The organism is Aeromonas sp. 3P, from assembly GCF_051919745.1.
Taxonomy (GTDB): domain Bacteria; phylum Pseudomonadota; class Gammaproteobacteria; order Enterobacterales; family Aeromonadaceae; genus Aeromonas; species Aeromonas veronii.
The window spans coordinates 3,259,000-3,277,772 of sequence record NZ_JBQBED010000001.1; the positions used below are offsets into that span (position 1 = coordinate 3,259,000).

Here is an 18,773-nt window from a genome sequence, read left to right on the forward strand (position 1 = left end):
TTGACGGTTGCGCTAACTGCCGGGCCCCTTATAGTAGAGGCCATCCTTGGTGACTGACCCTCTGAATAATATGGAAAATATGATGCGCAGCTTAGGTGCGGGATGGACCCGTCTGCTTTTGGTGATGCTGGCGGCGATGCCGCTGCTGGCTGTGGCGGCACAGGGGGATCGCCCGAAAATTGCGGTGGTGCTCAGCGGCGGTGGCGCCAAGGGGTCGGCCCATATCGGCATCCTCAAGGTGCTGGAGCAGAAACGGATTCCGGTCGACATCATAGTCGGCACCAGCATGGGCTCTTATGTGGCGGGGATGTATGCCATGGGGCTCAGTGCCGAGGAGGTGGAACGCACCACTTTGGCCATCGACTGGAACAAGGGGTATCAGGACAAGGTTGGCCGCGACGAGCTGTCGTTGCGTAAAAAGCAGCAGAACGAACAGTATCAGCTGCGCACCGACATAGGGGTGAATGGTGACACCACCCAGTTGCCGGACGGTTTCTTCCAGGGCCAATCCATGGCCAGCCTGCTGCGGGGGGCCACCTCCAACCTGCCGGTGCAGGAGAGCTTCGATGATCTCCCCATTCCCTACCGCGCCATGGCGACCGACATGGAGACGGTCACCCCCTTTGTGCTGGATCACGGCAGCCTGGCCAAGGCGATGCAGGCCTCAATGTCCATTCCCGGCGCCCTCAAGCCGGTGGAGTGGGAGGGGCACATCCTGGCGGACGGCGGCAGCGTCAACAACATGCCGGTGGATGTCGCCAAGGCGATGGGGGCCGATGTGGTGATCGCGGTGGATATCGGTGCCAAGCTTCGTACCCGGGAGTCCCTCAAGTCAGGGTTGGCCATGATTGACCAGCTCACCACCTACATGACCCAGGTGGGCACCGACAAGCAGAAGGCGCTGATGGGGCCCAGGGATATACTGATCGCCCCCGAGTTTGGCGATATGGGGATCGCAGACTTTGCCCGGATGCCGGAGGGGATCAAGATCGGTGAGACGGCGGCTGACAAGGTGTCGCTGCAACTCGATAAACTGTCGCTCACCAAGGCGCAGTACAACGCCTATCGCAACCAGAAGCTGAGCCGCCGTGCCGAGCGTAGCGGTCAGCCCGCCTACTTCATCGACAAGGTGGAGATTATCAACAAGTCGCGCCTCTCCGACGAGACGGTGCGCGCCATGCTGAAAGTACGGCCGGACAAGGTACAGACCAACGAGAGTCTGGAAGCGGGCATTCGCCGCCTCTATGCCCTTGAGTCGTTCGATCGCATCACCTACGAGGTGGAGGAGCGTGACGGGGAGAATGTGCTGCTGGTGGACGCCAGCGAGAAGAACTGGGGGCCGGGCTACCTCAACTTCCAGTTCGGTTTCACCGATGACTTCGAGAACACCTCCAACTACAACGTCGGCATGTCCTATACCCTCACCAACGTCAACGAGTGGGGGGCGGAGTGGCTGACCGAGGCGTCGCTGGGTACGGCCAAACATATCAAGACCGACTTCTATACCCCGCTCGAACCCTCCCAGACCTTCTATGGTGAGGCGAGTCTGGCCTATGACCAGACTCTGCGCCGCCTGTTTTTCCCCAATCCGGATCCCGAGATGGTTTCGATAAGCTATCTCGATTCCGAATACTCCTTCTTCAGCGGTGATCTGGCGGTGGGCTGGAACCGCCAGCCCTGGAGCCGGTTGTCGATGGGACTGGAGGGACAACTGGGCACGATTGATGTGAAGAACTTCAAGGGGTTGGAGATGGATGCCACGGCGTGGGGCCCCTATGTCCGCTTTGAACACGACAATCTGGATAGCCGCTATTTCCCCTATCAGGGGATGAAATGGGACATGAAACTGGGCCACTCACACGTCAGTGTGGATGGACTCGAGTCAGCAGATGGCCGCAGTGAAGGCTGGAATTATCAGCTCTCGATGATCAAGCCCTGGTCATGGGACAGGCACAGCCTCAACCTGATCCTCGAAGGGGGTGGCTCGGGCAGTGAAGAGGTGGTGCCGCTGCATATTCAGGATCTGGGCGGGTTGTTCCGCCTCTCCGGTTTCCTGCGCTACCAGCTGAGCGGTCGCTACAGCCTGTTTGGTGGCCTGCGCTACATCTATCGGGTGGCAGACAATGACTTCGGTGCCCTCAAGATGCCGCTCTATCTGGGTGGATCTCTGGAGCAGGGCGGGGTCTGGAACAAGGGGGAGGATATCAGTCTGGAGAGCTCGTTTACCGCCGGTTCGGTTTATGTCGGGGTGGAGAGCTTCCTCGGCCCTGTGTTCCTCGGCTACGGCATGGCGGAGGGGGGCAATGACGTCTTCTATCTGCAATTGGGCAGTACGTTCGAATAATGCTGAAATGATGCCAATTTGTTAACTATGGTTGAGGGCGTTCAATTAATTTTCAAAAAATACCAGTCTGTTTAATTGGTTACGATTTTGTGGTGAATAAGTAAACAGGGTTTGGATTTTAATTAGTCGTTAAAACTTATATAGTGGGGAGCACCCTACGGGGTGTCCCGCAAGGACGATCGCCGCGAGCGTGGGCGAACCCCAAAAAAAGACCAAAGAGGAATTAGTCGTGCTTGAAACATACCGTAAACACGTCGCAGAACGTGCCGCCGAGGGCGTGGTTGCCAAACCTCTGGATGCAGAGCAGGTCGTCGCCCTGGTTGAGCTGCTCAAGAACCCGCCCGCTGGCGAAGAAGACTTTCTGAAAGAGCTGTTGTCCTCCCGTATTCCCCCCGGTGTTGATGAAGCGGCCTATGTCAAAGCCGGTTTCCTCACCGCCGTCGCCAAGGGCGAAGCCCACTCTCCCATCCTGACTGCCGCCGAAGCTGTCGAGCTGCTGGGCACCATGCAGGGTGGTTACAACATTCAGCCGCTGATCGACCTGCTGGATCACGCCACTCTGGCGCCGCTTGCCGCCAAGGGGCTCTCTCACACCCTGCTGATGTTCGACTCCTTCCATGACGTGGAAGAGAAGGCCAAGGCGGGCAATGTCCACGCCAAACAGGTGATGCAGTCCTGGGCTGATGCCGAGTGGTTCCTCTCCCGCCCGGAGCTGGCCGAGAAGATCACCGTCACCGTGTTCAAGGTGACCGGCGAAACCAACACCGACGACCTTTCTCCGGCGCCGGACGCCTGGTCCCGCCCGGACATTCCGCTGCACGCCCTGGCGATGCTGAAAAACGTCCGTCCCGGCATTACCCCGGACAAGGATGGCGCCGTCGGCCCCATCAAGACCATCGATGCCCTGAAAGAGAAGGGCTTCCCGCTGGCCTACGTGGGTGACGTGGTCGGTACCGGTTCTTCCCGTAAATCCGCCACCAACTCGGTGCTCTGGTTTATGGGCGACGACATTCCGTTCGTGCCGAACAAGCGCGCTGGCGGTGTCTGTCTGGGTGGCAAGATTGCCCCGATCTTCTTCAACACCATGGAAGATGCCGGTGCTCTGCCTATCGAAGTGGACGTCTCCAAGCTGGAAATGGGCGATGTGATCGACATCTACCCCTATGCCGGCAAGATCTGCAAACACGGCACCGAACAGGTGCTAGCGCAGTTTGAACTGAAAACCGACGTGCTGATCGACGAAGTACGCGCCGGTGGCCGTATCCCGCTGATTATCGGCCGCGGCCTGACTGACAAGGCCCGTGAAGCGCTGGGTCTGCCGTTCTCCACCGTGTTCCGTCGCCCGCAGCCGGTGGCCGATACCGGCAAAGGCTTCACCCTGGCCCAGAAGATGGTAGGCAAGGCGTGCGGCGTGAAGGGCATTCGCCCGGGGACTTACTGCGAACCCAAGATGACCACGGTCGGCTCCCAGGACACCACGGGCCCGATGACCCGCGATGAGCTCAAAGATCTGGCCTGCCTCGGCTTCTCCGCCGATCTGACCATGCAGTCCTTCTGCCACACTGCCGCCTATCCGAAGCCCATCGATGTACAGACCCACCACACCCTGCCGGACTTCATCATGAACCGCGGCGGTGTGAGCTTGCGTCCGGGTGACGGCGTCATCCACTCCTGGCTGAACCGCATGCTGCTGCCGGATACCGTCGGTACCGGTGGTGACTCCCACACCCGTTTCCCCATCGGCATCTCCTTCCCGGCGGGCTCCGGTCTGGTGGCTTTCGCCGCCGCTACCGGCGTGATGCCACTGGACATGCCGGAATCCGTGCTGGTGCGCTTCAAGGGCGAGCTGCAACCGGGCATCACCCTGCGTGATCTGGTTCATGCAATTCCCTACGCCGCCATCCAGAAAGGGCTGCTGACCGTCGAGAAAGCGGGCAAGAAGAACATCTTCTCCGGCCGCATCCTCGAGATCGAAGGTCTGCCGACCCTGAAGGTGGAGCAGGCGTTCGAACTGGCTGATGCCAGCGCCGAGCGTTCCGCTGCCGGTTGCACCATCAAGCTGGATAAAGAGCCGATCATCGAGTATCTGAAGTCCAACATCGTGATGCTGAAATGGATGCTCTCCGAAGGCTACGGTGACGTACGCACCATCACCCGTCGTATCAAGGGGATGGAAGAGTGGCTGGCCAACCCGACCCTGATGGAAGCGGACAAGGATGCCGAGTACGCCGAAATCATCGAGATCGATCTGGCCACCATCAAGGAGCCGATCCTCTGTGCGCCGAACGATCCGGACGACGCCCGTCTGCTGAGCGACGTGGCTGGCGACAAGATCGACGAGGTGTTCATCGGTTCCTGCATGACCAACATCGGTCACTTCCGTGCCGCCGGCAAACTGCTCGAGAAGTATCAGGGCGAGCTGCCGACCCGCATGTGGATTGCGCCGCCCACCAAGATGGACAAGGATCAGCTGACCGAAGAAGGCTACTACGGCATCTTTGGTCGCGTAGGTGCCCGCATCGAGATCCCGGGTTGTTCCCTGTGCATGGGCAACCAGGCGCGGGTAGCGGAAGGGGCCTCGGTGGTTTCCACCTCCACCCGTAACTTCCCGAACCGTCTGGGTAAAGGTGCCAACGTCTATCTGGCCTCAGCAGAGCTGGCCGCCGTTGCCGCCATCCTCGGCAAGATCCCGACCGTGGCGGAGTACCTGCAGTACGCCAAGGCGCTGGATGCCACTGCGGCAGATACTTACCGCTACCTCAACTTCAACGAGATCGCCTCCTACACCAAGAAGGCCGATGCGGTGATCCTGCAGCAAGCCGTTTAACGGAGTTCTTGCGCGATTTGCGCGATAAGAAGCCAATAATGCCGCGTATTTACGCGGCATTATTTATTTGTGTGTTATTCACCGTCTTTTTTGAGGATTGTTTGCACGATCCTTGCTAGAGAGATCCAACCACCTGTTTCGTGGTTCGTTTTATAAACGCTTTGGGTTATGTTGTTCGGTTATGTTGTTCGGTTATGTGCGGTAATGATGAGGCATCGTTATCGAGGGAAAGTGGATATCTGTTCACTGGGTGCTTGCATTGGCAGGTCTGACGAATTGCGGCGTGGTTCTTTATGTTTCTGTTCAGGATCGATCTCTCCCGAACCGGGTTACGCTTCGGCGGTGCCTTGCTGGTCTTTACCCTGCCGCTGCTGGTGGGAGCTTGGCTCATCCACAGCAATTATGTGCAGGAGCTGAAAGCGGAATCCAGCGCCTCGGCACACAAGGCCAGAACCCTGATGGAGTCGATGCTGGATCATGCGGAGCAGGCCAATCGCTCCGTGCTGCCCTTGGTGAAGGCTCCCTGTCGCGACAACCTGCTGGTGCTGCGCAAGAAGGTCGCCATCGAGCCCTTCCTGCGTTCGGTCAATCTGGTGCGAAACGGCATCATCAATTGCACTTCGCTGTTTGGTGAAGCCGATGATGCCGATGACGGCTCCATCTACACCGGCCGCAAGCTGCTGCTGATGAGTGGCAACCGGGTGCGGCAAAATCACCCGCTGCTGGTGGTGCGCACCGAGCAGGGCAAGGATGCCGCCTTGAGCGCCATCGACAGTACCCAGCTCAGCTTCATGCTCTCCATGAGCGGAAAATCCAGTGCGCTCTATCTGCAGGTGGGGTCGGCCTGGCTCAATGAGTCTGGCCGCTATCTGAGCGAGGCGCCCACCCTCCATCGCGGGATCAGCCAGGCCCTCACCTCATCCCATTATCCTTTCACCATCCATGCCGGTTATGCCATGCCGGTCTACTGGAAGTCGCTGTGGGCCGCGCGGCATGTGGCGCTGTCGTGGCTGGCGGTTTCCTCGCTTTTGCTGGCCTGGCTGGTGTGGTGGGTGCTGGGGCGTCCCGGCTCGCCAACAGATGAGTTGCGACGTGCCCTGCGGGCCAGGGAGTTTGTTCCCTATCTGCAGCCGCTGATTGCCAGCCACGACGGCAAGATGATGGGCGCCGAGGTGCTGATGCGCTGGGAGCATGTCAATGAAGGGGTGATCCGGCCCGATCTCTTTATCCCGCAAGCGGAGGAGTCGGGACTGATCGTCCCCATGACCACCCATATCATGAAGCAGGTGGCGATACGGTTGAACCGCTCTCAGGAGCAGTTGCCCGACGGGTTTCATATCAGCTTCAACATCAGCGCCGCCCATTGCCACGATTTTGCCCTGCTGGCCGAGTGTCGTGCCTTTCTCGGTCACTTCGTCCCCGGCAAGGTGGTACTGGTGCTGGAGCTGACCGAGCGGGAGTTGTTGATGTCAGATCCCCAGACCCTCTCCCTGTTCCGCCAACTGGACGAGATGGGGGTCAAACTCGCCATCGACGATTTTGGCACCGGCCACTCCAGCCTGGCTTACCTGCAGCAGTTCCATGTGGATTACCTCAAGATCGACAAATCCTTTATCGCCCGCATCGGTACCGAGTCCCTCTCGGAGCATATCGTGGATAACGTGATCGATCTGGCGACCCGGCTCGGTCTGGCGCTGGTGGCAGAAGGGGTGGAGAGCGAGCGTCAGGCTGACTACCTCAGGGCCAAAGGGGTCGACTATCTGCAGGGATACCTGTTTGCCCGCCCCATGCCGCTGCGCCAGTTCTGCGAGGAGCTGCTGCCAGAAGAGGCTCAGACCCGCCATCCAGATGGGGTGCGAGGCATCCCGAACGCCACTTGATCTATCGGTGACAGACGGGCGGCCACGTTCCCCTCTGGCAGGGTAGGGAAGTGCTCTCTCCCTATCCCCCCTCGAGTGCAGGGGCTTGTTTTCCATGCCTTGTGGCTCGCTTTTCGGTAGAATCGGCGCTCATTTTGACGTCAGTAAAAGATGAGGCGCGGTATGACGGTTCAGTTCCAGGCATTTCACAGCATCAAGGCGATCGGTAATCGGGAGGTGCTGTTCAACTGGTCGAGAACCAATCCCCTCGGGGCGCTGGATCAGGTGTGGCGCCCGAAAACCCGCGACGAGTTGCAAATGCTGCTGCGGGAACACCCCGAGCGCAAGCTGCGCCTTATCGGCTCCGGCCTCTCTTTCGAACCCATCCACAGCGTCTATGCCGAGGGCAGTCAGGCGCTGCTGGTGGACTTGCACCACCTGCGCGGCCAGTTGGCTAAAACTGCCGATACCGTGACCTATCAGGCGGGGACGCTGCTCGATACCGTTTATGCCGAGCTGATCGCCATGGAACGGATGCTGCCCGCATCCCCCGGGGTTATCGGCATCCAGACCCTGGGCGGCGCCCCAGCACCGGTACCCACGGTCAGGGGCTGCACCAGTCCGCCCTCTGCGATGCGGTGGAGGCGATGACGGTGATGCTGGCCAGTGGCGACATTATCCGGGTGGATCGCACCGACCCGCGCTTCGGCGCCTTCGTGATGGGGATGGGGATGCTCGGCATCCTGCTCGACGTCACACTGCGCACCGTGCCAAATCGCATTATGCGCTGCACCAAGTTCACCACCGATTACCCCTTCCTCTTGGAGCACAACGAACGGCTCAACCGCGAGCACGGCTTTGTGAAGAGCTGGTGGTTTGCCTGGACCGGTGAGAGCCACATCTGGCTGGTGGATCCCGCTTCTGATGAGGAGGTGGCCCGCTATCGTGCCGGTGGCAGCGAGCCGCTGCTGCTGGATGGCGATATCGACGCCCGCATGAATGCCACCATTGATGCCACTTTGCAGAAGATGGCGAAGGACACCAAGGATGAGGCGCTGGCTGGCGAGCACTTCGAGACGGTGCGTCGTTTCAAGGATGCCTCCGATCTGGTGGGCAACGTCTACCAGATCCTCTGCAAGGGGATCCCGGCACCCCAGATCAACTGCGAGGTGGCGGTGCCGCTGCATCGGATGAACGAGGCGCTGGAGACCCTGCAAGCGTGGCAGCAGGCCAACCCGGGCGTGCTGCACTACCCCTTTATCCTGCGCTGCACCGGCCCCTCCGAGGCCTGGCTCAGCGCCGCCTATGGCCAGTCGGTCTGCTGGATCGGTTTTCTGGTCTATCTGGCGGCGGACGGCACCTTCGTCAACGGTTCCATGGAGCAGATGCGCGAGCTGCAGCAACTGCTGGTGCCGCTCGGCGGCATTCCCCATTTCGGCAAACATCTGGCGATGGATCTCTACGACTTCCCGGCCCTGCTGCCGCGCTGGAACGACTTCGTAGCGTTGAAAGCCGAGCTCGACCCCCACGGCCGCTTTGAAAACCGCTGGCTCAGCGACCTGTTTGCCAACCGGTAAGGATCTGACATGACCGATATGCAAGATACCCGTATCCCTGTGACCCTGCTGACCGGCTTTCTCGGCAGCGGCAAGACCACCTTGCTCAACCACTGGGTCAAGCAGCCGGAGCTTGGCGAGTGCGCCGTGCTGATCAACGAGTTCGGCTCGGTGGGGCTGGATCACCATCTGGTGCAACAGGTGGATGAGCAGGTGATGCTGCTCGACTCCGGCTGCATCTGCTGCTCGGTGCAGGGCTCCTTGGTGGAGGCGCTGCAGGGGCTCTTTATGAAGGCCATCCAGCGCAAAATCAAACCGTTCAAGCGACTGATTATCGAGACCACTGGCCTCGCCGATCCGGCCCCCGTGCTATTTACCCTGCGCGAAGAGGGCTTTATCGCCCAGCGCTACCGCTTCGATGGCACTGTCACCGTGGTGGATGCCGGTCATATCGAGCAGCAGTTGGCGGCCCAGTATGAGGCGGTGAAACAGGTGGCGCTGGCGGATCTGCTGGTGGTGAGCAAAGGCGATGGTGGATGGCGAGCAGTTGGCACGGGTCGAAGCCCAGTTGGCGGCACTCAACCCGGCGGCCCCCATCCAGCAGGTGACCAATGGCGAACTGTCGCCAGCGGTGCTGGAGAAGCTCGGTGCCTACAACGAAGCGGCGGGGCGCGATGTGCGTCAGCTGCTGGCCTGGCTGCGCACCGAATCCCCCAAGCAGGGGCTGGCATCACCCATGCAGCCGAAGATGCAACCGTTCGCCGCCAAGGTAGGCACAGCTGCGCCTACCCACTTCGAGCACGGCAACATCGAGAGTTTCTCTTTGCGTATTGGCGAGCCGCTCAAGCCCTCTCGTCTGCTGGCCGCCATCGATGCGGTGCAGGCGCAGTATGGCGATGCCCTGCTGCGGCTCAAGGGGATCTTGCAGCTGGAAGGGGAGAGCCAGCCGGTGGTGATCCACGGCGTCCACGGCCAGCTCTATCCGCTGCAGGCGCTGGGCGACTGGCCGGAGGGCAAGGCCCAGTCCCGACTGGTGTTTATCGTGAAAAGTCAGGACAAGGCCGGTATCGAGCAGCTCTTTATGGCGACCCTCAAGGCCCCCGAGCCCACTCTGGAAGAGCGGCTCAAAGCCATGCTGGGTCAGCCCGACAACTGATCTTGCGCGTTGCGGCTCTCCTGCATCGGGTCAGGACGGCGACGGTTGAACAGCACAAACGCCACCGGCACAAAGTAGAACGAGAGCAGGGTCGCCAGCGCTGTGCCACCGGCGATGGCGATGGCAAAGGGGGGCCAGAAGCCGCCGCCCCCCAGCAATAGCGGGATGAAGCCGCCCACCGTGGTGATGGTGGTCGAGACGATGTGGCGGCTGCAACCGGCCACCAGGTCACGGATCTGCGGCAGATTGCCCTGTTGTGCCAGCGGGTCTGCCTTCAGCTCGGCCAGAATGACGATGGCGGCGTTGATGGCCAGCCCCATCAGTCCCAGCAGGGCGATGATCACCGTAAAACCGAAAGGGTACCCCAGCAGCCAGACCCACAGCAGGCCGAGCCCCGCCGACTGGATCGCCACCAGGGTGACGATGCCTGCCAGCCGGAACGAGTTGAAGCTGAGCACCAGCACGGCCACCAGCAGCACGGCGACCAGGCTGACGTGAGCCATCAGATTGCCCACCGATTCATCCCGCTTGGCGGCTTCTCCGCCAAACTCCAGTCGATAGCCCGGCGGCAACGCCAGCGCCTTGGCGGCCAGCCTCTCTTTGACCTGCTCCAGCACGGTTTGCGGCAGTACACCGACCGCCAGATAGGCCTCCAGCACATTGACCCGCTCACCATCCCGACGGCTGATCTCCCCCCAGCTTGGCAGCAACTCGGGAGTGGCCAGTGCCCGCAAGGTGAGATTGGCTGCCCCTTGCTGGCCGGTGCCGGTGAGCGATAGCGGCACATTGAGCAGCGCATCCGGATCCTGACGCAAGGGCTCGGCCAGTCGCACCCGAACCGGGATTGACTCGGTGCCTTCCAGCACAGTGCCGCCCAACCTGCCATCCAGTGCGCCCGCCAGCCGGGAGGCCACATCGGTCAGGCTCATGCCTGCCAGTCGGGCGGCCTCCTCATCGACTTGCAACCAGAGTTTGGGGGCCCCTGCCTGCAAGGTGGCGCGGGTCTGCACCACTGCCGGGGTATTGGCGAGCAGACTGCGCAGCTCCTCTCCCAGACGGTGTAGTTGTTCAAGGTCGGGGCCAAACAGCCGCAGCTCGACCGGGGCATTGAAAGGTGGCCCCTGTTCCAGCTTGCGCACCAGGATCTGCGCTTCGGGAAATTTTGCATCGAGCCGCTGCTGCAGTTGTGGAATGAGCCGCTCGGCAGCATCGGCATCCTGCAGAGTGATCATCCCCTGGGCGTAATCGGCCCGCCCCTGTTTTCTGGGCACCAGGTTGTAGTAGAAGCTGGGGGCGTTGTCGCCCACCACCCAATCCTGACGAACCCGCTCGGGGAGACTGGCCAGCTCGGCGGAGATCCCCAGAGCCAGCTCGCGGGTGCGCGCCAGGCTCGCCTGTGGGGAGAGGCTGGCCTCGATGTGGATCATGTCCCGGTCGGCAGGGGGAAAGAACTGTTCGGTGAGGCGGCCCGCCACCCAGAAACCGAGCAGGGGCAGCAGACTGACCAACAGCAGGGTTCGCCAGGGGTGAGCCAGCGCCATGGCGATGCTCTGCTGGAAACGGGCGCTCACCCGGGGCAGGTGCAAGCCATCCTGATACCAGCGTCCCCCCTGGTCACTGCCAATCCAGCGGGCTGCGAGGCCAGCCACCAGGGTGTGGGCGATGAGGTAGGATCCCAGCAGCGAGCAGATCACCGCCCAGGCGATGCCGCCGACAAACTCGCCCGCCGGGCCCGGCATCAGAATGATCGGCATAAAGGCGAGCATGGTGGTGAGGGTGGAGCCCAGCAGTGGCAGCCAGAGGTGGCCGATGGCTTCCAGTGCGGCGGCACTCATGGCCATGCCGTGGCGGCGCTGATACTGCACCCGATCCGCCATGACGATGGCGTTGTCCACCATGATCCCGAGCGCCACCACCAGACCGGTGACCGACATCTGGTGAATGGGCAAATTGATCAGGTTCATGCAGGCGAAAGAGAACGCCACGGTAAGCGGCAGCGACAGGGCCACGATAATGGCGGCCTTGACTCCCAAGGTCACCAGCAGCACCGCCACTATGATGAGGAAGCCCTGCACAATGTTGATGAGCAGGGTGTCGAGCCGCTGATCGGTATAACGCTGCTGATCGAAGCTGGTGACGAGGCCGATATTATCCGGCAAGTCCTGTTGCAGCTGGGCCAGCATGGTATCGACCCGTGCCGACCAGAGGTCGATGCGGTGATCCTGTGCCATGCGCAGGCCGACCACCACGGCCCGTTCACCATTGGCAAAGGCCAGCTGGCTCTCCGGCTGGTGCAGGGTACGTCTTACCTCAGCCAGATCGCCAAGGCGCAGGGTCTGGCCCTGCTCGCCGGTGCGCAGCGGGATCTGGCGGATCCGCTCCAGGGTATCGAGGGCGCCGCGGATCTCCACCTGAAAGCGATTGTGGCTGCCCTGCAACTCCCCGGCGGCTACTTTTGCATCGGCACCACTCAGCGCCTGGGCAAGCTGTTCGCCACTCATGCCGCTGGCACTGAGGGCGAGGGGATCGAACCGCACCTCGATCTCCTCCTGTGGGGCCCCGACCCGCTCGACGTATTCGGTGCCCGGCAGCTGGCGAGCCCGGCGTTCCAGCTCGGCGCTGTAGCGGGCGAGGCGATCCAGCTGCGGCTGGCCCGGCCCGCGCCAGACCACATTGACCAGCCGGGTGAAGGGGTAGCCCTTCTCGTCATCCAGCTTGGGGGCACTGGCGCCGGCTGGCAGTCCGGCGGCAAGATCTGCCAGCCGGTCACGGACTCTGGACCAGACGGGCTCGACATCGCTGACCTCATCCTTGAGCTCCAGATTGATGATGGAGAGACCGGGGCGAGAGCTCGACTCGATCAGCTTGATCTCGCTCTGGGCCCGCAGCCGGTTCTCGATGGGCTCGCTCACCAGCGCCTCCACCCGCTCGGCGCTGGCCCCGGGTAAGTGGGTAACCACGCTGGCAAAACGGCTGGTGAGCTGGGGATCTTCGGTTCTGGGCAGGGTCTGCAATGCCGCAAGGGCGGCCGTCAGCAGCAGCGCGACCGTCAATAGCAGCAGGCGGCCATTCTCGATAAACGGGCGGATCATGACTGTGGCTCCGGATGCGCCGCCTGATGATCCACGCTGGTTGTCAGGGTGACCTGCTGGCCCGGCACCAGTTTATGCAGGCCATCGGTCACCAGCTGTTCTTGTCCGTTCAGGGCACCACTGATCCAGGCCCGCTCGCCATCTTGCTGCAGCAGAGTGACGTCCCGACTGACCACCCGGGGTGGCGTTTCGTCGTTGAGCAGATAGAGGGTCCAGCTGCCGCGCAATCCCTGGGTCAGCGCGGTGAGCGGTACCTCGTAGGCACGGGTAGGCTCGCGGGTCTGATGCAACAGGGTGATCAGTTGCCCCTCTGCCAGTTGTTCGCCGCCCCGGGTCAGCTGGAAGCGGGCGGTGCGGGTGTGGGTCTGCCCGTCCACTTGTACCCCCAGATTAAGCAGGCGCCCCTCCAGTGATTGCTCCCCGCTTTGCAGGGGGTAGTGTTGGCCGACGATCAGGGACTCGGCCTGTTTCACCGGCACGCCGATATCGGCCTCCCACTGGCCGCTGCGGGTCAGGGAGAAGAGAGGCTGGCCTGCGGCCACCACGGCCCCCAATGCCTGCTCGCGGCTGACTACGATCCCGTTGAAAGGGGCGCGCAGCTGTGATTTCTCCTGTTTGACCCGGTTGGCTTCGAGGGCGGCGGCCAGCTGGTTGGCGCTTGCCTCCAGCATGCGGACTTTGCCTTGCTGTTCATCCAGCGCCTGACGGGAGCTGAACTGCTGCTGGCGCAGGGCGGTGAGTCGTTCGAGCGTCTGCCGGGCAAGGGTCAGCTCGGCCTCGTTCTGGGCAGCCCGGGCGGCCAGCTCTTTGGCTTCCACTTCCAGCAGCCGGGTATCCAGTGTGGCGAGCAGCTCGCCGGCCGCGACCGGCTCTCCGCGTCCCTTGTGCAGAGTGGCGATCCGCCCTGCCAGCTCGAAACCTATCTGGCTGTGCTCGGGGGCGATCACCCGGCCATTGAAGCGGTGCAGCACCGGGTAGTGATCGCTGGCTTGCAGCGGCTGGGCGATCACCCGGGTCAGGGTGGGTGTTTCTTCTGACTCTGTGACCGGGCTGCAGCCACTCAGTAACAGCGCCAGCAGGATTAAGCAAAGTGTCATGACATCATCCTCTGGTTGACATAACATCAAATCACACCGGTGAGTCTAGTTTTTCGAAACTAGACTGTCCAGTTTGATTGTGGAGGAAAAATGAACATTTCACCCCGTAGTCAGCAGAAGCGGGCTGCGATCCTCGATGCTGCTGGGCGGCTCTTCTGTCAGCACGGTCTGCATCTGGTCAGCATGGACATGGTGGCCAGTGAAGCGGGCGTCTCCAAGCAGACGGTCTACAGCCATTTTGCCAACAAGGAGTCGCTGTTTGCCGAAGCGGTGGGCAGCAAGTGCGTCAGCAGTGAGCTGATGCCGGAGGTATTGTTGCGTGGCAACAATGTGCGGGAGAGTCTGATTGCCTTTGGTCGCAGCTTTCGCAAGTTGATCCTGAGCGATGATGCCATCAATATCTTTCGCACCTGCATCAGCTGCAACGATGCCCAGCTGGCCACCCTTTTTTTCGAGGCGGGCCCGCTCTATGTGACCGAGATGCTGTCCAACTGGCTGGAGCAGCAAAAGCAGCAAGGCCTGCTGTGCCATCAAGACAGCGAACAGGCCGCCTTGCAGCTGTTGCTGATGTGGCAGGGCAAGGAGCGAATGCTCCGTGAGCTGGGTCTGCCGTTGACCCAGAGCGCTGCCGAGCAGGATGCCTGGACCCTGAGTTGTGTCGATCTCTTCCTGACCGCCGCCGCTCCCCCGCAAAAATAATGGAGGTGGCAATGAGCCACACAGTGACAGATGCCCAGCGCAAGTGGCTGCCCCTGCTGGCGGCGGTCGGTTTCTTTATGCAGGCGCTGGATGGCACCATTCTCAACACTGCCCTGCCCAGCATGGCCGAGACCTTGGGAGAGAGCCCGCTGCAGATGCAGTCGGTGATCATCGCCTACATGCTGACGGTGGCGTTACTGATCCCGGCCTCCGGCTGGTTGGCTGACAGATTCGGCACCCGCCGCATCTATCTGGCTGCCATCTCGCTCTTTACCCTCGGCTCGCTCGCCTGCGCCGCCTCCAATTCGCTCTCCATGCTGGTGGCCGCCCGGGTACTTCAGGGGATTGGCGGTGCGCTGCTGATGCCGGTGGGACGGTTGGCGGTGCTGCGGGTCTATGACAAGCACGAGCTGCTGCGGGTGATGTCGTTTGTCACCATCCCGGGGCTGCTCGGCCCGCTGATGGGGCCGGCGCTCGGTGGCTGGCTGGTGGAAGTGGCGAGCTGGCACTGGGTGTTTCTCATCAATCTGCCGGTGGGGTTGCTCGGCTTTATCGCCAGCTGGCACTTTATGCCGGAGCTGCGGCAGCAGACCGCCCGGTTCGACTGGCAGGGCTTTGTGATGTTCAGCGTCGGCATGGTGCTGGTGTCGGTCGGCTTGCAGGGTCTGGGGGAGCACAGCATCTCCACCGGTTGGGCGCTGTTTGCACTGATCTTCGGCTTGGCTGCGATGGCGAGCTACTGGCTCTATGCCGCCAATGCACAACAGCCGCTCTTTAGCCTGAGCCTGTTCAAGACCGCCACCTTTGCCATCGGCATCTGGGGCAACCTGTTTGCCCGCCTCGGCAGCGGCGCCATGCCCTTCCTCACCCCGCTGTTTCTGCAGCTGGGGCTCGGTTTCTCGCCAAGCAAGGCGGGGATGACCATGATCCCCACAGTGATTGGCGCCATGCTGACCAAGACGCTGGTGAACAAGCTTATTCCGAAGGTGGGCTATCGCCGCATCCTGATCGGCAACACCCTGCTACTAGGGGCGATGATCGCCAGCTTCTATTTCATCGACAACCAGCTCCCCTACGGGGTCTTGCTGGGCTGGCTGGCGATCTTCGGCGCCATCAACTCGCTGCAGTTCTCCGCCATGAACACTCTCACGCTGCAAGATCTCAGCCCGACCCTGGCCAGCAGTGGCAACGGTCTGCTCTCGGTGGTGATGCAGCTCTCCATGAGCTTGGGGGTGGCGATTGCCGCCAGCCTGCTCGGGCTCTTCTCGGCGGGTACCTCAGCGGCCAACGGCCAGTGGCTGGCCGGGTTCCATCTTACCTACCTCTGTGTCGGGCTGCTGTCCATGCTGGCGGCGCTGATCTTCGCCCAGCTGGCGCGCGATGGTGCTACGCCGTCGGCGCGGGCAGATAGCTGACCTCGCAGGGGAGCTGCGCCAGCACCTCGGCCAGATGGGTGGTCGCCAGCAGAAAGGTCTGCTCCGGGTGGCCCGGAGTCCAGGTGAAGGCGGTGTGGTTGAGCAGTTGCTGATCCACCAGTAGCGGAATATCGGCGCGGGGCAGGAAGGGGCAGACCGCCCCCGGCAGGCAGCCGATCTCCGCCTGCATCTCTTCGGCGGTGCAGATGGAGGGCTTGGCACCGAGTGCGGCCTTGACCGCCTTGTTGTCGAGCCTGCCGTCCCTGTGGGTCAGCAGCAGGGCGAAGCGGCCATCCTTGAACTTGAGAAACAGGGTCTTGCTGAACTCCGCCTGCCAGCCGAGGCGGGCTTTGACCTTTTCGTCGGTGGCGTAGTCGAGGATGGGTTCATGCTCATAGCGCTGGTGGGGCAGTTCGGCCAGCAGCTGGCAGTTGAAGTGGTGAATGGTATTGAGTGGCATGGGGTTCTCCTGTAGTGGGCGCTATCCTGCCAGCCTCGCAGGGTCAGGCCCAATGACACTTTCTTATCCGTGATAAGCAACCCTGTCCGTGAAAACAACAAGGGCGCCGTGAGGCGCCCTTGCGGATCAGTGATGCTGCAATTCGCACGCTTCCCAGTGAAAGGGAATGGGGCACAGTTGCTGGGAGGCCTTGTCATAGGCTTGCCACAGCTCGCCCATGGTGCGGCCATCGACGGGGTGGCGCAGTTTGGGTGCCAGCTCGGCCAGTGGCCACAGCACGAAGGCGTTGGTGAGCACTTCACCGCGCGGCAGCACCAGCGGGGTGTCGCAGACCAGATCGCCATAGAGCAGCAGGTCGAGATCCAGGGTACGCGGGGCGAACTTCTTGGCATCCGGCTCGCGGCCGTGGGCGAACTCCATGGCCCGCAGTCGCTGGCAGACGGTGGTCAGCGGCAGGTCGGTCTCGGCAGCCGCTACCAGGTTGTAGAAGGGGCGGCCGTTGAAGCCGACCGCCTCGCTCTCGAATACCCGGGAGACCCGCAGCTCGCCAAATTCGGCGTGCAGGGCATCGAGCCCGGCGCGAATATGGCGCTCCCGCTCGATGTTGGAGCCGAGGCTAATATAGATGGTGGTCATCAGTTGCTGCTCGCGGCCGGGGTGCGATGGCGCAGGATCTCGACGCCGACCCCGGCGGCATTGGGCACGGCGCCCGGCTTGGTGAGGGTCACCTTGACCCACTGTACCCGCTCGTCGGCGAGCACCAGCATGGCAACCTGCTCGGCCATGGTTTCGACCAGCTCGACCACCTTGCCGCTGACATGCTCGCAAATCTTGTTGGAGAGGTCGGCATAATCCAGTGCCAGATTGATGTCGTCGGTTGCTGCCGCGGGGCGGTTGTCGAACCCCATCTCGAGGTCAAAACGGAGCTTTTGGCGAATGCCCTTCTCCCACTCATATACACCTATGGTGGTCAAAACTTCGAGTCCGCGAATAAACACCTTGTCCATGACTGTACTTCTTCTTTACTCTTGATGGGCTGTGATGACAGCGCAGGGATGCTGGCCGGGCAACAGGCTTGCCGAGGCGCTCTGGGTGGGCATGGGCCCATGCCAGCGTATGTGGCCCGCATCATACCCCATTCATATCGTGGTAAAAACGACCAAGATGACGGCCCTGACGATTTTGATGATTATTCTGGCCTACCTGGGTGGTTCACTATCCAGTGCTGTGCTGGTCTCCCGCTGTACCGGTCTGCCCGACCCGCGGGATCATGGCTCCCACAATCCGGGGGCAACCAATGTTCTGCGCCTCGGTGGCCGGATGGCGGCGCTGGTGGTGCTGTTGCTCGATGTGCTCAAGGGCACTGTGCCCGTCTATCTCGCCTGGTATCTGCAGATCAAACCCGTCTACCTCGGCTTTATCGGGGTCGCCGCCTGCCTCGGCCATATGTACCCCATCTTCTTTCATTTTCGTGGTGGCAAAGGGGTGGCGACGGCGCTGGGGACCATGATGCCCATCGGCTTTACCATGGGGGGCGCCGTGATTGGCACCTGGCTGCTGGTGCTGCTGGTGAGCGGCTACTCCTCGCTGGCCTCCATCATTACCGTGCTGCTGACGCCGCTCTTCACCTATCTGCTCAAACCCGAATATACCCTGCCAGTCTCCCTGCTCTCCTGCCTCATTCTGATCCGCCATCACGAGAACATCTCCCGCCTGCTCAAGGGGGAGGAACCCAGAGTCTGGGGGCGAAAACGCGCGGCCTGTGCCGAAGAAGTGGCAGAAATGGACGATGTTGCGCAAAAAAGAGACGAACGAGACAAAAAGTGAAATTTCCCGTTGACCATCCGCCTTAAAATCCGTTTAATAGCGCCCACGCCCAGATAGCTCAGTCGGTAGAGCAGGGGATTGAAAATCCCCGTGTCGGCGGTTCGATTCCGTCTCTGGGCACCAATTTTGGTGCCATGAAATAAAAAATTTGTTCATGCACAATGGTTTAAAGTGTGCCGGCTTAGCTCAGTAGGTAGAGCAACTGACTTGTAATCAGTAGGTCACCAGTTCGATTCCGGTAGCCGGCACCATTTGCCCAGATAGCTCAGTCGGTAGAGCAGGGGATTGAAAATCCCCGTGTCGGCGGTTCGATTCCGTCTCTGGGCACCAATTACAATTCCTCCTTAGTTCAGTCGGTAGAACGGCGGACTGTTAATCCGTATGTCACTGGTTCAAGTCCAGTAGGAGGAGCCAATTCAAAAAGCCCTTGTCGCAAGACAA

General features: G+C 61.4%; 11 protein-coding genes, 4 tRNA genes and 2 pseudogenes. 12 read left to right on the top strand and 5 right to left on the bottom strand.

Annotated features, from left to right (window positions below; translation table 11 throughout):
- Positions 1–82 precede the first annotated feature (82 nt).
- From ACTG19_RS15085 to ACTG19_RS15105, 5 genes and pseudogenes are all read left to right on the top strand, one after another.
- Positions 83–2,344, top strand: a complete 2,262-nt coding sequence (locus ACTG19_RS15085; RefSeq protein ID WP_252656282.1) for a patatin-like phospholipase family protein — start codon at positions 83–85, stop codon at positions 2,342–2,344.
- Between the two features lie 229 nt (positions 2,345–2,573).
- Positions 2,574–5,171, top strand: a complete 2,598-nt coding sequence (acnB, locus tag ACTG19_RS15090) for a bifunctional aconitate hydratase 2/2-methylisocitrate dehydratase (RefSeq protein WP_439989225.1) — start codon at positions 2,574–2,576, stop codon at positions 5,169–5,171.
- A 293-nt stretch (positions 5,172–5,464) separates the two neighbouring features.
- Positions 5,465–7,051, top strand: a complete 1,587-nt coding sequence (locus ACTG19_RS15095; protein WP_439989226.1) for an EAL domain-containing protein — start codon at positions 5,465–5,467, stop codon at positions 7,049–7,051.
- Between the two features lie 162 nt (positions 7,052–7,213).
- Positions 7,214–8,607 (top strand): annotated as a pseudogene (locus tag ACTG19_RS15100) (D-arabinono-1,4-lactone oxidase).
- Between the two features lie 9 nt (positions 8,608–8,616).
- Positions 8,617–9,742 (top strand): annotated as a pseudogene (locus ACTG19_RS15105) (CobW family GTP-binding protein).
- Here ACTG19_RS15105 and ACTG19_RS15110 read toward each other — a convergent pair.
- Positions 9,727–12,834 (bottom strand): efflux RND transporter permease subunit, encoded by a 3,108-nt coding sequence (locus ACTG19_RS15110; RefSeq protein WP_439989227.1) that lies wholly within the window; start codon positions 12,832–12,834, stop codon positions 9,727–9,729. The pseudogene ACTG19_RS15105 and the gene ACTG19_RS15110 overlap by 16 nt on opposite strands.
- Entirely contained in the window at positions 12,831–13,931 is a 1,101-nt protein-coding gene (locus ACTG19_RS15115; RefSeq protein WP_113740284.1) for an efflux RND transporter periplasmic adaptor subunit, read from the bottom strand. The genes ACTG19_RS15110 and ACTG19_RS15115 overlap by 4 nt, the downstream gene beginning before the upstream one ends.
- A 90-nt stretch (positions 13,932–14,021) precedes the next feature.
- Here ACTG19_RS15115 and ACTG19_RS15120 point away from each other — a divergent pair, with 90 nt between their 5' ends.
- Positions 14,022–14,630, top strand: a complete 609-nt coding sequence (locus ACTG19_RS15120) for a TetR/AcrR family transcriptional regulator (protein ID WP_005355070.1) — start codon at positions 14,022–14,024, stop codon at positions 14,628–14,630.
- An 11-nt stretch (positions 14,631–14,641) separates the two neighbouring features.
- Complete coding sequence (gene mdtD / locus ACTG19_RS15125; protein ID WP_113740285.1) at positions 14,642–16,045, top strand: multidrug transporter subunit MdtD; 1,404 nt, start codon at positions 14,642–14,644, stop codon at positions 16,043–16,045.
- Here mdtD and ACTG19_RS15130 read toward each other — a convergent pair.
- The 3 genes from ACTG19_RS15130 to folB form a co-directional block, all read right to left on the bottom strand.
- Positions 16,017–16,505 (bottom strand): YbaK/EbsC family protein, encoded by a 489-nt coding sequence (locus ACTG19_RS15130; RefSeq protein WP_113740286.1) that lies wholly within the window; start codon positions 16,503–16,505, stop codon positions 16,017–16,019. The two genes, mdtD and ACTG19_RS15130, sit on opposite strands and share 29 nt — an antisense overlap.
- A 126-nt stretch (positions 16,506–16,631) precedes the next feature.
- Positions 16,632–17,141 carry a 2-amino-4-hydroxy-6-hydroxymethyldihydropteridine diphosphokinase gene (folK, locus tag ACTG19_RS15135; RefSeq protein WP_107684303.1) on the bottom strand — a complete coding sequence of 170 codons (510 nt, stop codon included), beginning with the start codon at positions 17,139–17,141 and terminating at the stop codon, positions 16,632–16,634.
- Complete coding sequence (folB, locus tag ACTG19_RS15140) at positions 17,141–17,512, bottom strand: dihydroneopterin aldolase (protein ID WP_005355064.1); 372 nt, start codon at positions 17,510–17,512, stop codon at positions 17,141–17,143. Before folB ends, folK begins: the two co-directional genes overlap by 1 nt.
- Positions 17,513–17,669: 157 nt before the next feature.
- On the opposite strand from folB, the gene plsY reads away from it, so the two are divergent.
- The 5 genes from plsY (at position 17,670) to ACTG19_RS15165 (ending at position 18,746) form a co-directional block, all read left to right on the top strand.
- On the top strand, positions 17,670–18,332 hold the full coding sequence (plsY, locus tag ACTG19_RS15145; protein ID WP_031227839.1) for a glycerol-3-phosphate 1-O-acyltransferase PlsY: 663 nt from the start codon (positions 17,670–17,672) through the stop codon (positions 18,330–18,332).
- A gap of 47 nt (positions 18,333–18,379) precedes the next feature.
- Positions 18,380–18,455: transfer RNA gene (locus tag ACTG19_RS15150), tRNA-Phe, on the top strand.
- Positions 18,456–18,507: 52 nt separating this feature from the next.
- Positions 18,508–18,583, top strand: a tRNA-Thr gene (locus tag ACTG19_RS15155).
- Between the two features lie 3 nt (positions 18,584–18,586).
- A tRNA-Phe gene (locus tag ACTG19_RS15160) sits at positions 18,587–18,662 on the top strand.
- 8 nt (positions 18,663–18,670) lie between these two features.
- Positions 18,671–18,746: transfer RNA gene (locus ACTG19_RS15165), tRNA-Asn, on the top strand.
- Positions 18,747–18,773 lie beyond the last annotated feature (27 nt).